This window comes from Parashewanella curva (assembly GCF_003675895.1).
GTDB classification, from domain to species: Bacteria; Pseudomonadota; Gammaproteobacteria; order Enterobacterales; family Shewanellaceae; genus Parashewanella; species Parashewanella curva.
Window position 1 is genome coordinate 39,858 of the sequence record NZ_ML014766.1, and the last position, 15,816, is coordinate 55,673.

The 15,816-nt window shown below is 38.8% G+C and carries 10 protein-coding genes; 5 read left to right on the plus strand and 5 right to left on the minus strand.

What is annotated here, in order from left to right; translation table 11 throughout:
* Positions 1 to 4: 4 nt before the first annotated feature.
* Positions 5 to 1,099: a chorismate synthase gene (aroC, locus tag D5018_RS07405; protein ID WP_121838377.1), complete on the minus strand. Its 1,095-nt coding sequence runs from the start codon at positions 1,097 to 1,099 to the stop codon at positions 5 to 7.
* A gap of 16 nt (positions 1,100 to 1,115) precedes the next feature.
* Complete coding sequence (gene prmB, locus D5018_RS07410) at positions 1,116 to 2,060, minus strand: 50S ribosomal protein L3 N(5)-glutamine methyltransferase (protein ID WP_121838378.1); 945 nt, start codon at positions 2,058 to 2,060, stop codon at positions 1,116 to 1,118.
* Positions 2,061 to 2,411: 351 nt separating this feature from the next.
* On the opposite strand from prmB, the gene smrB reads away from it, so the two are divergent.
* The gene (gene smrB, locus D5018_RS07415; RefSeq protein ID WP_121838379.1) at positions 2,412 to 2,924 is read left to right on the plus strand and encodes an endonuclease SmrB; all 513 of its coding nucleotides are present in this window, start codon (positions 2,412 to 2,414) and stop codon (positions 2,922 to 2,924) included.
* Positions 2,925 to 2,937: 13 nt separating this feature from the next.
* Positions 2,938 to 3,330, plus strand: coding sequence for a VOC family protein (locus D5018_RS07420; RefSeq protein WP_121838380.1), 393 nt, complete (start codon positions 2,938 to 2,940; stop codon positions 3,328 to 3,330).
* Positions 3,331 to 3,343: 13 nt separating this feature from the next.
* Here the strand turns inward: D5018_RS07420 and sixA are convergent, their stop codons facing one another.
* Positions 3,344 to 3,805 carry a phosphohistidine phosphatase SixA gene (gene sixA, locus D5018_RS07425; protein ID WP_121838404.1) on the minus strand — a complete coding sequence of 154 codons (462 nt, stop codon included), beginning with the start codon at positions 3,803 to 3,805 and terminating at the stop codon, positions 3,344 to 3,346.
* Positions 3,806 to 4,139: 334 nt separating this feature from the next.
* Between sixA and D5018_RS07430 the strand changes: the two genes are divergently transcribed.
* From D5018_RS07430 to D5018_RS07440, 3 genes are all read left to right on the plus strand, one after another.
* Positions 4,140 to 6,932 carry an insulinase family protein gene (locus D5018_RS07430; protein WP_121838381.1) on the plus strand — a complete coding sequence of 931 codons (2,793 nt, stop codon included), beginning with the start codon at positions 4,140 to 4,142 and terminating at the stop codon, positions 6,930 to 6,932.
* Positions 6,933 to 7,135: 203 nt separating this feature from the next.
* On the plus strand, positions 7,136 to 11,407 hold the full coding sequence (locus tag D5018_RS07435) for an EAL domain-containing protein (protein WP_121838382.1): 4,272 nt from the start codon (positions 7,136 to 7,138) through the stop codon (positions 11,405 to 11,407).
* Positions 11,408 to 11,534: 127 nt separating this feature from the next.
* Entirely contained in the window at positions 11,535 to 11,810 is a 276-nt protein-coding gene (locus tag D5018_RS07440) for a hypothetical protein (protein WP_121838383.1), read from the plus strand.
* A 550-nt stretch (positions 11,811 to 12,360) separates the two neighbouring features.
* On the opposite strand, the gene fadJ is transcribed toward D5018_RS07440, so the two are convergent.
* Both fadJ and fadI read right to left on the minus strand, forming a co-directional pair.
* Positions 12,361 to 14,481, minus strand: a complete 2,121-nt coding sequence (gene fadJ, locus D5018_RS07445; protein WP_121838384.1) for a fatty acid oxidation complex subunit alpha FadJ — start codon at positions 14,479 to 14,481, stop codon at positions 12,361 to 12,363.
* Between the two features lie 6 nt (positions 14,482 to 14,487).
* The gene (fadI, locus tag D5018_RS07450; protein ID WP_121838385.1) at positions 14,488 to 15,798 is read right to left on the minus strand and encodes an acetyl-CoA C-acyltransferase FadI; all 1,311 of its coding nucleotides are present in this window, start codon (positions 15,796 to 15,798) and stop codon (positions 14,488 to 14,490) included.
* Positions 15,799 to 15,816: the final 18 nt, after the last annotated feature.

A 15,816-nucleotide genomic window follows, 5' to 3' on the forward strand; every position in this document is an offset into this window, starting at 1 on the left:
TTGCTTATTCCATTCCTAGAATTGGTGTTTGTGTTGAAACATCACTATTTTGAGCACGTTGACGTAGAAAATGATCCATTAATGTTATTGCTAACATGGCTTCAGCGATCGGCACTGCTCGAATACCTACACAAGGGTCATGACGGCCTTTAGTAACAATATCGACATCATTACCATTAATGTCCATGGTTTCACCAGAAACACTAATACTTGAAGTTGGTTTAAGCGCAATATTGGCAATGATAGGTTGGCCTGAAGAAATGCCTCCTAACACACCACCTGCATGATTAGATTGGAATCCTTTAGCCGACATTAAATCGCGACCTTCAGAGCCTTTCTGATTTACAACACCAAAACCATCACCAATCTCCACACCTTTTACCGCATTAATGCTCATTAGTGCATGTGCTATGTCAGCATCAAGTCGATCAAATACGGGCTCTCCTAACCCCACAGGAACATTCGTCGCCACTACGCTGACTTTCGCGCCAATACTATCGCCCTGCTTTTTGAGATCTTTTAAATAATCTTCAAGCTGCTTTATTTTGCTTTCATCAGGAAAAAAGAATGGGTTTTGCGAGATTTGCTCAATATCAATAGCATCGGCAGTAATTGGCCCCAACTGGGATAAGTAACCTTGGATTTCAATACCCAGTTTTTCTTTGAGGTATTTTTTGGCTATTGCGCCAGCAGCAACCCGCATGGCGGTTTCTCTTGCCGAAGAGCGGCCTCCACCTCGATAATCACGTAAACCATACTTTTGTTGGTAAGTGTAATCCGCATGTCCGGGTCGAAAACTATCTTTGATGTTGGAATAATCTTTACTACGCTGATCGGTATTTTCAATCAACAAGCCTATCGATGTACCTGTGGTTTTGCCCTCAAACACACCAGAAAGAATTTTAACCTCATCAGGCTCTCGACGTGCTGTCGTGTATCGTGAAGTCCCTGGACGGCGACGATCAAGTTCCAATTGAATGTCTTGCTCGCTGATTTCAAGACCCGGTGGGCAACCATCAATGATACATCCCAACGCGATACCGTGACTCTCACCAAAAGTCGTTATGACAAAATTCTTTCCAATGCTGTTTCCTGACATGGTTTTCCTTGATGTTTTAATTTTCGTCTTTATAAATGGTGAATAGTGATTCACTCTCAATCAATTGATCTCGTGTTAATACAAACACACCGTCACCACCATGCTCAAAGTTAACCCAAGTAAATGGTACTTCAGGGAACTGCTCCATCAAGTGAACCATTGAGTTACCAACTTCTACTACTAATACACCATTTTCAGTTAGGTAATCAGCCGCATTAGCCAAAATCCGTTTAGTGAGATCTAAGCCGTCACGCCCTGAGCCTAAGCCAATTTCAGGCTCATGATGATATTCGTCAGGCATATCGGATAAATCTTCGGCATCCACATAAGGAGGATTAGATACGATTAAATCATATTGTGGACCTTTAGGAATTGACGAAAATACGTCCGATTGCATCGGAAACACCCTGTCCATCAAATGATGAGATTCAACATTGATTTGAGCAACTTCTAAAGCATCATCGCTAATATCCAACGCATCAACTTCGGCTTCAGCAAACTCGTAAGCACATGCGATTGCAATACAAGCACTACCTGTACATAAATCTAATACTCGGTTAACAGGCTTATTGTATAACCAAGGCCCAAAACGATTGCTAATCATTTCTGCAATCGGTGATCTCGGTACTAATACACGCTCATCAACATAAAACTCTAAGTTAGAAAACCAAGCTTTGTTTGTAAGATAAGGTACTGGAATACGCTCGTTAACACGACGTATGATCAAATCAACGATTTTGTGTTTTTCAGACGTCAGTAGATTAGTGTTAATGACTTGCTGACCGATTTCATGAGGTAAATGCAACGCGTGGAAAACCAAAGCAATTGCCTCATCCCACGCATTATCAGTACCATGCCCATAGTAAATATCGGCATCATTAAAACGACTGACCGCCCATCTCAGCATATCACCTACGGTTTGCAGTTCATTTACCGCTTCTTCCACATAAATTCTGTCCAAAACACACTCCTAGCTGGTGCAATTACAAATACCCTTGATAATTCCAGTGGCAGTTTTTCAGGGCTTTTGAGCGTATCATTATTCAAGGCATGAAAGCGAAAAACTAGTGGGCTAATTTAAGCTTTCATAACAAAGAAGAATGTACGCTCAGAAGCACACGCAGTGCGAGTTTAATTGGTATTTATACTAAGTTCTTACCTTTAACATCGACCAGACTTCTGAAAGTTACCTTACCTAAATACCAATTAATCCTCGCTGAAATCGTGCCATTGGGATTATCAAGGGTATATTCTATGTCAACTTGGCTTAGGATTCAGTAAAATATCGTCACTTATCTCAAAGAACCAAGCAATGAAAAACAAAGACGAACTTAATGATATGGAAAGTTTTGCTGATTTGATGAAAGGAATTAAGCCCCTTAAACAAGATAAGCGACACTTTCGAGAAGCCACTAAATCAAGGAATGTGACGATTCAACGTGAGCAAAAAATTGATGCTGACAGTTTTTTTTCTGACAGCTATCAGCCTTTACTTCCACATGAAGGACCAATGCGTTGGAAACAAAGTGGCGTAGATAATCACTTATTAAAACGATTGCGTCGTGGTGACTTTGTGCCTGATCTATTGCTTGATTTACACGGCATGAGACAAACCGAAGCCAAACTTGAAATAGCAGCATTGATACGCGCGTGTATCAAACAAAGGGTTGAGTGTTGCAGCGTAATGCACGGTTATGGTTCTGGTATTTTAAAACAGCAACTCCCAATGTGGTTAGCTCAACACCCGAAAGTGTTAGCTTTTCATCAAGCGCCAAAAGAATGGGGAAGTGATGCTGCTCTTCTGGTCTTAATCGATATCGAATAAAAAGGATAATTAAATGAAACGTGTAACAGGAATTGGCGGTGTATTCATAAAATCTAGTAACCCAGAACAATTAAGAGCTTGGTATCAAAAGCACTTGGGTATTGATATACAAAGCTGGGGTGGAACGAGCTTTCAGTGGCATGATGAAAAGAACCCAACCCCTGACGGCGCTACCGTATGGAGTGTATTTGATAACACATCAAAGTACTTTGAACCAAGCCAAGCCGGCTTTATGGTGAATTATCGCGTCGATGATTTATTTACGTTACTCGACGTTTTGAAATCAGAGGGCTGCAATGTGATGGAAGCAACCGAGGTTTCTGAATTTGGAAAGTTTGGTTGGGTAATCGATCCAGATGGCAACAAAGTCGAACTTTGGCAGCCACCTGAAGGTAAAGTTGAATAGTTTAAAAATAGTATCAGTGTGGACTATGTTGAACCAGTAATTTTGACGATGCGCTATTCATTTCAACTACAGCTACTCCAGCAGTCGAAAATAAGGGGGGCTCAATATCCGAAACAAGCTCACTAACTAAATAACCAAGCAGCGGCATGTGAGCGATAACCAAGGTATTTTTGGCTTGATAATGTTGAGCATACGCTTCAACTGCTATGGCGCAACGTTCAGGGTCAGCATCAGGTGTTAGTTCTGTAAGTGATTCGATGCGAGGAACTTTGCCTAACGACTTTTTCACCTCATCCCAAGTCTGTTGGGCTCTCACGTATGGACTTACCAAAATTAAATCAAATGTTTCTACCTGTTCGTTAAGCCAATGCCCAATTTGAGAAGCCTGAGCTTTCCCATTCGGAGTTAAGACACGAGCGTCATCAGTTTTGGCATTAAAGCTTGCCTCACCATGGCGCATCAAGAAAAATTGCATAGATATCTCATCATCAAAATGACGCGACACCTGACTTTGATGTTGCCTCACTTTATTGGTTATTAACCCAATTGTAACTTCAAAACGGGCAATGGCAAAAGCCGAATAAATCAATATTGAAACAAATTGATACTTAGGCCGGTCATCTGGTTGAAATCCGAACTATATCACAGTAATTGTTTAACTCTGCTCACTATAATTTTCTAAAGCAATTTAAAACGGCTGAGAACTAATATCAAAAAATATTTCCGGCATAATTTGCGAAATCAGCAAACAGCAACCACTATATATTGTGGTTGAACTCTTTTGCGCTTTCACATTACAGGAATAATCATTGACCACCGAACCACGTTCAATCATCACCAGCCCCAATGATCATCGTCAGTATCGGTTTATTAGACTAGACAATGAACTCAAGGTGCTTTTGATACAAGACGACAAAACTAACCGATCAGCTGTTTCTATGGCCGTTAATGTTGGGCACTTCGACGACCCATCAGATCGTGAGGGCATGGCTCATTTTCTAGAGCACATGCTTTTCCTTGGAACTCAAAAATATCCTAAATGTGGTGAATTTAATGAGTTTGTAAACCATTATGGCGGCAGTAATAATGCGTGGACTGGCAGCGAGCATACCAACTTTTTTTCTTCAATCGCTCCTGCTTATTTCGACGCTTTACTGGACCGCTTTAGTCAATTTTTTATCTCTCCGCTTTTTGATGCTGAATTCGTTGATCGAGAACGACACGCTATTGAATCTGAATTCAGTTTAAAGCTAAAAGATGATGTACGCCGAATTTTCGATGTCGAGAAAGAAACATGTAATCCAAATCACCCATTTACTCAATTTTCTGTAGGTAACTTGGTAACGCTTGGCGGTGACGAAAATGAATTACGACAAGAACTTCTCGAGTTTTATCACAATAAGTACAGTGCAAATATTATGACTCTGTGCTTAATTTCTCCAAATTCTTTAGATGAACTTGAAGCACTGGCTCACAAGTTTTTTTCCGATATCAAAAATAAGTTTCTTAGCAAAAATTACCCGAAAACACCTTTGTATGATCAACAACAATTACAAAAGAAAATAAGTGTAGTTCCAGTTAAAAGTCAGCGACGATTAACCATCAGCTTTTTATTACCTAATGTAGAAGAATATTACCCTAGTAAACCACTCACCTTTATCAGTCACTTGTTAGGAAACGAAACTAAAGGCAGTCTGCTTTCATATCTAAAATCAAAAGGCTGGGTTAACAACCTTTCTTCTGGTGGCGGTGCCTCTGGGTATAATTTTAAAGATTTTTCAATACTGTATCAGCTTACAGAGCTAGGACTAGAGCACATTGATGACATTGTCATTACCACTTTCGAATATTTAGAATTGATAAAACAAGATGGATTAGAAAATTGGCGTTATCAAGAACGTGCTAACTTGCTTCAACAGGCATTCGATTATCAAGAACCCGTTAAAGCCATGGAACTGGTTAGCCACCTCAGCATCAACATGCAACATTATCCTGTTGAAGATGTTATCTATGGTGATTACCGTATGGACGGGCTAAACCTTGCAGAAACCAATTTATTATTAGCAATGCTAAAGCCTGAGCGTATGCGCTTGCAAGTTATTGCACCTGAAATCCAAGCGCAAATTTGCAGCAAGTGGTATAAAGCCGAATATAGGATCGATGAGGTAGGCCAATGGCTGATCCAAAAATGTAATAATCCTCATATTAGATCAGAACTAACCTTACCAGAACCAAACCCTTTTATTATTGAAAAGGCGCGCCCTAGGTTAACGGATTATCCACTCACAATTCCAAGTATTTTAAAAGACGGAAAAGGCTTCAGACTTTGGTATCAAAAAGACCAAAAATTCAATGTACCGAAAGGTCACATCTATTTAGCCATTGATTCACTTCATGCTTGCGATACGCAAACTCACGCCGCATATACCCGCTTATACATAGAAATGGTCTTAGATTACCTCGCTGAATATACCTATGATGCCGAGGTTGCTGGCATTCATTATCATATTTATCCACATCAAGCAGGACTCACGCTCCATATCAGTGGTTTTACTATCAAGCAGTTAGACTTATTGAAGCTGATCATCGAAAAAGCTAAAGAGCGTAATTTTTGCCAAACACGCTTTCAGAGAGTGACCAAACAGCTGATCAGAAACTGGAGAAATATAAGTAACACCCGCCCTATTTCTCAATTATTTTCAGCATTAACCTCAACCGTACAATTAAGAAGCTATGAGCCATTAAAACTAGCGAAAGAAATTGAGGATGCAACACTAGAGTTACTCCATCAGCATGTTGAACGATTTTACGAAGCCACATACTTAGAAGGCTTCTTATATGGCGATTATTTACAAGAGGAAGCCGAAGATATCTGCGAACATTTGAGCGAAGTTCTGGATTTAGTATCCGCTCCAAGCCCTGAAAGTGAACGTGAACTCGTTAACTTAAAAAATCGAGGGACGTTAGTCAGTAAAGTAAGCACCGAACACCAAGATAGTGCCATTTTAGTTTATTTCCAATCTGAGCATACCAACACACTCAACATGGCTCTGTTCAGTTTACTCAATCACACTATGTCATCTTCATTCTTCCACGAGTTAAGAACCCAAAAACAACTTGGATATATGGTTGGAACAAACTACTTGCCGCTCAATCGTCATCCAGGAATGATTTTCTACATTCAATCCCCTAACAGTGGGCCGCGATTGCTCTTACAAGAAATTGACAAGTTCATTGGAGATTTTGCCTATACCGTCATGGAATTAACTTCCGAGCAATGGGAAAAAACCAAAGCTGGGCTCATCAGCCAAATTATGGAACATGATCCTAATCTTAAAACTCGAAGCCAGAGGTATTGGACCAGCATTGGGAACAAAGATTATCAATTTAATCAAAGAGAACAAGTAGTGAATGAAATAACTCTCCTCACTAGAGCAGAGCTGATCCGTTTTTTAATAGAAAAAATGAAAACCAATCATAAAGACAGAATCGTTCTTTATTCTTGTGGTGAAGAACATCAAAACCAACAGATTACAGCCACTCAATCCATTCCAGAAGATCTTATTTCATTCAAGCACCACTCTACGCGCTTCAGCCTTTAGAGAATGCTCATAATTGACAATATTGAGTCAGAGAAAAACACCGTCAAAATCCTGTTGTTTAGCCATTTATTGACACAATATTTCAAGGCCGCAACAAATAGTGTCAATTAGATACAATAGCTTTGACAAATGGTTAAGAATCTGAAAAAGTGTTGTGTTCTATCGTACTCGTTAAGCCAATAACAATAAATAAAAAGATAACTATGTATTTCAGACACATTTGTGCCGTGTTTTTACTTATCCTCTCAGGGACTATCCATGCTTCTGGCAACTCCGTAGAAGCTTCCCAAACCAAACCGACCTCAATCACTGAACAAAAATCAGACGATTCGATATCTAAAGACGAAGAAACAGATCTGATCGAAATTCCAGAATCACACATTATTCTCAATACTGAGACTTACGGTGTTGCTGAAGGATTGTCACAGAGTACGGTGACCTCGATTGTAGAAGATAAAGATGGCTTTTTGTGGGTGGGCACGGTTAATGGATTAAACCGATTTGATGGTACTGAATTTACCCATTACTACGCAGGCGAGAGTGGGCTACCTAGTTCATTTATTCGCAGTTTGTTCGTGGACGATAACGGTACGCTTTGGGTTGGTACTGATAGTGGTTTGGCTAGATATAACATTAAGCTTGAAATTTTTGAAAAAGTACATGATGAACTAATTAATAGTGAACCTGTATGGTCAATTGAGGCCCAAAATGACTCGATTGCTATCACAACAGATTCGAAAATATTGATTAATGTAAGGCATAACCCAAAAGTTTTATATGAAGATAGTTCTCCGATTGGGATAAGAAACTTTGTTTTACTTACAGATTCAAAGTTAGTATTCAGGAGCTATAACAAAGAGCTTTTTTATCTTCAGAACGGTCAAAAGAAACTAATAAAAAAAAATATAAACGACTTAATATCACATAATAACAATGTGTATTTTAGCAGCGAAGATGGATTATTTAAATTAAACAGTAATTATTCAAAGAAAGTCCTAAATCGCACCTCATATAACCACCTAGCCATATATAAGAACCAGCTCTTAGGTTTAAACAATCAAATAATATATAACATCACAAAAAATGAAGTCATAGGTAAAATCGAAGGAAAATTATTTCCAATAATTACATTTAAAACAGAAAGCAATGACTTTTACATTGGAAGTATTGATTATGGCCTAACCACAATAAAAAACGTAAAAAATCTCATAAATAGACTTAATCTAACAGAAAGCTCTGTCTGGAGTCTTGAGAACAATCACGACAAGATTTACTATTCCACTAACGATGAAATATCAGTATTAAACATTGATCTTTTCAAAGTCAACACAAAAAAATCGAAGCTAAAAGGTTATAAGTTTATAGCTCCATTTAAGTCCAAGCTATATATAGCATCTAACTCCGGCTTGTACTTTTTTGACAATAAAAGTAATAGTTCAACTAAAATTATTGATGGAAAAATCACTGCAGTATTAAAAGATAAAGGCTCATTACTAGCTGGAACAGATAAAGGGTACTTATATAAAATCCAAGAAAAACAAGTCATTAACAAAATTAAGGTATCAGACAAAAAGCCAATTTTCGATATCATAAAAAATAAAAACTCTATTTATATAGCAAGTAAAGATGGTTTGTTTGAAATAAAACCCAATATAATAAACAAAATATACGATCAAGAAATACACAGCATCTGTATTTCTGATAACAACTTATACCTTGGCACGTCAAATTCATTAAAAAAATACCACTTAGTAAACAACTCGTATTCAACTGTACATAACGGAAACAAATTCATATATTCAATTTATTGTAAAAATGATGAAGTGATCGCTACATCTCAATCTGAGTTATTAATCATTCTAAATAACAATCATTATTCATTAAAAATGAATAATGGCAGCCAATCTGAATATAACACAGCAACAATCTTACCATACAAAAAAAATAAATTTTTGTTAGCGGGCGTTCAAGGCATTTCAATTTTTGATTTTAAAAAATTAAAAAACCACATAAAATCAAGCAAAGAAATAACAACCCACATTTCATCAATATCCATATTAAATAAAAAAGTTGATCTAAAAGAACATAAACAAAACAACAAATATATTTTTAATTATTCGGACTCCCCATTTACGTTTAATTTTTCTTCAACACAAGCCTCAAGCGAATTTAAATATTTAATGCGAGGAATTGATAGTGAGTGGATTTCAGCAAAATATAACTCCGCGACATATACAAACATCCCTCATGGTGAATATACCTTCGAAATTGTAGCCATAGACCCTCTAACTGAAAAACAAGGTAATGTAAAAGCTTTAACAGTGGTCATAAATCCCCCTTGGTGGTTAGATAGAGAAGCTAAATTTACTTATTTTCTTATATGCTTACTTATTTTAGCTCTAATTATAAAATTTTTAAAAAATCGTAGAGAGACTCAAAAACAGATCGCTTTGAGCGAAGAGCGACTAATGCTTTCTTTATGGGGAAGTGGCGATGAGATGTGGGATTGGGATATTCGAACTGGTAAAATTTTCCGCTCTAATGTCTGGCAAAGCCTCAATTTTCCCGAAATAGGACAAAGAGCAGAAAATGAAGACCAAGGTCATAATATCCATCCCATGGATCGGAAGCATGTCAACAAAATGCTCAGTGAGCACTTAAACGCTAGTACGGATATCTTCGAAGTTCCTTACCGTGTTAAAGACAAAAATGGCGACTGGATTTGGATTTTAGATCGTGCTCGTGTTGTTGAGCGTGAAGATGATGGTTCACCTGTTCGTATGACAGGAACCATAAAAAATATTAATGATTTTAAGCGTAACGAAGAACAGTTAAAGCTGTTTGGTACGGCCATTGAAAACATATCTGAAGGTATGTTTATTCTCGATGCTGATTTTCAATTTATCGAAGTTAATTCTGCTTGCTGCAAAATCATGCGTTGTTCAAATGAAGAGCTTATAGGTAAAAAGCTTAAATTTACTCAATACCCAGATAGTTTTACCCAGCAAGTAAAACATATGCTTACTAACTACGGTCGCTGGACCAGTGAAATAGACGCTCAGCGCAATGATAGTAGCCTATTTAAAATGGACGTGACGATAGACACCATTTATGACCATAGAGGTAACACCAGCCACTTTGTTGCTATTTTCTCTGATGTCACCATCAAAAAAGCCCAAGAACAAGAGATGCGCCAAATTGCCTCTACAGACAACCTGACAGGGTTACCAAATCGCGACAGTTTGCAGTTGACATTAACCAGCTTAGTCACACGTAAAGCTCGTCACTCTTTACTGGTTTTAGATATTGATAACTTCAAAAAAATCAATGATTCACTAGGTCATGCCCTAGGTGACGAATTGTTAGTTCAAGTATCAAAACGAATGACAGAGGCTTTAGATGGTGATGCCACTCTATACCGCTTAGGCGGAGATGAGTTTGCTATTGTTATCGAAAAGCTGACCGACATAAAATATATCGCAGCAATTGCCAGTCGAATTATTGAAACCTTTATAAAACCGGTTTCTTTAAAAACTCATCAAGCTGTTGTAGGTGTCAGTATTGGCATTGTGCTTTACCCCGATGATGAAGCTAACGAACATGATTTATTAAGATCCGCTGAAGTTGCTATGTATTCAGCCAAGTCTAATGGTGGCAATAGCTTTAATTTTTATAAAGAATCTGAAAATGCTGGGGCTATTCGTCAATTAGAAGTAGAGAATCTCATTAGAGAAGCGTTGGAAAAAGATTATTTTGAAGTTTATTACCAACCCAAAATTTCACTAAGTTCAAATAAATTGTCTGGGATGGAAGCTTTAGTACGCTTAATACACCCAGTTCATGGATTTATTTCTCCAGCTGAATTTATTCCGATTGCTGAAGAAACAGGGCTAATTGTTGAGCTCGGTGAAATTGTACTCAGCAAAGCTTGTCATGCAACTCAAAAGTGGGTTGAAAAATATGGATTCAACGGTCGAGTTGCAGTAAACCTTTCTTCACGACAATTCGCTTTGCCTGATCTTGAAAAAAGAATCACTCAAGTACTTAAATATTCTGAGCTTGACTCTAAACATCTTGAAATTGAAATAACTGAAAGTACGGTAATTCAAGACCCTGAACAAGCCATTAAAGTAATGACTAAGTTACGCAACATGGGAATAAGCTTAGCTTTAGATGATTTTGGTACGGGTTACTCCTCCCTAACTTATCTTAAGGACTTCCCGATATCTACCATTAAAATAGACAAATCTTTTATCGATGATATTGATAAATCCGATCGTGACCTCAAAATGGTAGATTCAATTATTACGATTGCCCATAACATGGAGCTCAAAGTAGTTGCTGAAGGTGTTGAAGAACAAAATCAGCTGACTGCGCTTCGTGCTCTGAAGTGTGAAGAAATACAGGGTTATATTTTTAGTAAGCCATTGCCACCATTAGAATTTACAAAGTTTTTAAAAAACAATAAAGGTTAGGAGGCCTAACCTAGTATCTCGATGTAGTAGAAGTAAACATAGCTTTTCCAATTAAAAATAAGAACATTTGTTGGCACGATGTGTGCTTAGACAATATGAAAATTTCATTAATCATATTGAGAGAACTATGTATAAAAAAATCCTATTAGCTGCGTCTGTCACTACAGCATTTTTCGCACTTGCAAATAACGTACAAAGTAAAAAAGAAGTTTCTGAAGTAAATTTAAATGTAGCAACCCCAAAAGTACGCTTAATTGCTGCAACCCCAAAAGTACGCTTAATTGCTGCAACTCCTAAAGTTCGTTTAATTGCTGCAACTCCTAAAGTTCGTTTAATTGCTGCAACTCCTAAAGTTCGTTTAATTGCTGCAACCCCAAAAGTACGATTAGCACCAATCGCCTAAAAGGGTCTCACTATGCTAAGAAACATCCTTATTGCTATGGGTTTAGCAAAGCCTAAAACTCATAAAGTGAAGCTACCAAAGGGCTTGAGAGAACTAGAAGTAGTATCTGCAAAAGCTTGGTGGAGCTAATTCCGAGTAGGAATTATTATGAAAGCATCAGCGTTCGCTGAGGTATCAATCCTCAGCGTTGCTGCTCTCTTAATAACTTATCTATTCACTCGATTACATCAATCCCAAACGCGCTATAACTTTCATTTAAATACCCGCATCACTACCCTTTATCTCCCCTAAAACAAGTAACTCAACACCAAACCTTCAGAGAAAGTGAACTCTTACCACCTATTTCCTTTGAACTCAAAGTCTCTGGGGACCTGCCTTCGCAGGTATGACGAAAAAAGAGTTACCACCAGAATGGCAGGTTAACTTGCCATATAGATATCACTTATATCAAATTGATTAATAACGACAATTTTCCGGCAGGCAATAAAAAAGCGGCTTGTTTTTGCCGCTTTTTGTCAGTTTTTTGACGCAGATCTCTTGACTGTAAAAATTAGCTGTAAAACTTTTTACCCTCTTCCGCCATTTTTACTAACAATTCACAAGGTTCGAATCGATCACCATGAGTGGCTTGATATCCTTTAAGAAGCGTCACTAATTTATCAGCGCCCATTTCATCCATATAACGGAATGGACCACCTAGGAATGGAGGGAACCCAATACCGAAAATAGCACCGATATCTCCATCCCTTGGTGAAGCGATAATGCCTTCGTCTAGACAACGCGCCGCTTCATTTAGCATTTGTACCACGCAACGTTGAACGGTTTTTTTCGGATCATGATCATGGCTTGGGGTAATTCCAAATAAGGCGTAAACCGATTCATCAACCTGCTTTTTGCCTTTCTTAGCTTGTTTGCCATAAAGATAAAAACCTTTTTCACTCTTTCGCCCTTTACGACCATCAGCTAATAATTTTTCGTAAACATCTGGTGCTTTAAATCGAGAGCCTAACTCTTTCTCCAAGATTGGTGAAATCTTAGCACCAACATCAATACCTACTTCATCCAAAAGATTGATTGGGCCAACAGGGAAACCAAATTTAACCAGTGCTTTATCTAAATGCTCAACCCGCTGACCTTCAAGTAAAACTTGCGCTGCTTCTAGCATATAAAGCACAAGGATACGATTAACGTAAAAGCCTGCACCATCTTTTACCACAATTGGCGTTTTACCTTGCTTACGCGCAAAAGCTACCGTGGTATCAATAGTTTGTTGTGACGTCTTTTCGTGAGCAATAACTTCTACCAGCGGCATTTTCTCTACTGGAGAAAAATAATGCAGGCCAATTACATTCTCAGGTCGCTCGGCGGCTTCTGCGATTTGACCAATTGGAAGAGAAGAGGTATTAGAAGCGAAAATGGTATTTTCGTTACATTCTCGCTCAATATCTTTCACCATTTGATGTTTTAGATTTAAATCTTCAAACACAGCTTCAACAACAATATCTGCATCTTTGACACCACGATATTCAGTCGTTGTGGTCATCAAAGCCATGGTATTGTCTCTAGCAGAAGCAGTTATGTGACGACGTTTTACTTTTTTATCGAGTTGCTTATAAGCATAAGCCAAGGCATTACTTAGCCCTTGCTCTGCAATGTCTTTCACGCGGACAGGCATTTTAGCTTTGGTAGCGGTTACCGAAGCGATACCGCCTCCCATCAGCCCACCACCTAAAACAACAGCTTTATTCAAGTCTCGAATTTCCGCTTCGCCCGCTTCTTTTTTCATTTCTGTAGTAGCGAAAAAAATGGTACGCAGTGCTGCTGATTCTTTAGTCAAAACCAAATCAGCGAAATGTCGAGACTCAGCCTCTAAACCAGCTTGCATACCTTTGTTTGCACCCACTTTGATGCAATCAATAATTTTTGGTGGAGCTGGATAATTTCCTTGAGTTTTCTTATGGACTTTTTTCGCCGCTTGATCAAAAACAATATTGCGACCCATTGATGTATCTTCTAATAAGCGATTAATTAGTGATTTTTTACGTGGCTTAGGTGCGACCTTACCTGATTTGGCTAAATTGATTGCAGATTCAAGCAAAATAGACTGAGGAACCATATCATTCACTAGACCAGCTTTTAGCGCTTGTTTGCCACGAAGTTGCTTACCCGTAAGCATCATATCTAAAGCTGTTGTGATCCCCACTAATTTAGGTAGGCGCTGTGTACCGCCACCACCAGGAAGTAAACCAAGCATGACTTCTGGCAGCCCTAGCATTGTCTTAGCATCATCAGTACAAATTCTTGCATGACAGGCCATTGCTAGTTCTAGGCCACCACCTAAACACACACCATGAATAGCGGCAACTACAGGGAAAGAAAGCCCCTCAAGTTCAGCAAAGACTTCATAGCCCTGTTTAGTAATTGCAGTGACATCATCTTTGGTTTTACAGGCATCCAACATTTTGACGTCAGCACCAGCAATAAAGCTATCTTTTTTACCTGAAATTAGCACTAACCCTTTAATGCTATTATCTCGCTTTATTTCACTAAGTAGCTCACTTATTTCATTAGCAAACTCGGCGCGGAGAGTATTCATGGTGTCACCTGGCACATCCATAGTAACCACTGCAATACCATCATCACGACGTTCTAAATTAAAAGTTCTTTCCATCTTGATTTACTCCACTTCGACAATCATTGCAGCGCCTAAACCACCTGCAGCACAAGCAGTTGCCAAGCCCGTACCACCACCTCGACGTTTAAGCTCTCGGCACACTTGAGTGATCAAACGCGTACCAGTTGCCGCAAATGGGTGACCATAAGCAATCGAGCCACCCAGTACATTAAATTTGCTCATATCAATTTCACCAATGGCGCGAGACTGACCTAACTTTTTTTCTGCAAACTTTTTAGAAGCAAACATTTTCATATTCGCTAAAGCTTGAGCGGCAAAGGCTTCGTGCATTTCGATCAAATCGAGATCTTCAAGCTGCATACCGGCATTAGCAAGCGCCTTTGGAGTAGCATAAGACGGTCCCATTAACATATCTTCCCACACGTCAATTGCACTGAAGGCATAACTCTTGATATAACCAATCGGGTTATAACCTAAAGCTTTTGCTTTACCTTCACTCATTAAAATAATTGCTGAAGCACCATCGGTTAATGGCGTTGAGTTAGCAGCGGTCACAGTTCCATGTTTGCGATCAAACGAAGGACGAAGCTTAGCGTAACTCGTTAAGTTAGAATCAGTTCGAACATTATTATCTTGCTCGATAAAAGATTTATAAGGCGGAACATGAGCTACCATCACCTCATCTTTTAAAACACCTGACTCCCATGTCTTAGCAGCCAAAGTATGTGATCGGTGAGCTAGCTCGTCTTGATCAGCACGGCTGATCTGATGCGTTTTTGCCATTTGCTCTGCGGTTTGTCCCATACTTAAATTCGTCGAATATTCCGCAACGGCTGGAGGTACTGGCTTTAAGTCTTTTAAACCTAATTTTTTAATGATGTTCCAACGCTGACCTAATGTTTTCGCTTTTGATAAGTCCACTAAACCATGAGCAAAGCGTCTAGAAAATTGAATCGGTACAACCGATGATGAATCCGCGCCACCCGCAATACCAATTTCAGCGTTGCCCAATAAAATAGATTCAGCGATATCCGCTGTTGACTGGAAGCTCGTCGCACAAGCACGAGTGACACTGTAAGCATCCGTATGTACATTCATGCCAGTGCCTAATACGATTTCACGAGCAATATTGGGTGCCGCTGGCATTTGTACCACTTGCCCATAAACTAATTGGTCAATTAATTTAGGATCAAGTTCCGAGCGAGAAAGCAACTCGTTAACGACCATCTTTCCTAAGTCTAATGCCGAAATTCCGTGTAATGCCGTTGCTTGTCGAGCAAACGGTGTACGTAAACCACTCACAATCGCAACTCGTTCGCCGCGACTGTTAGTCAGTTGTTGCTTACCACCCATAAAAAACCCCTTTGAAAT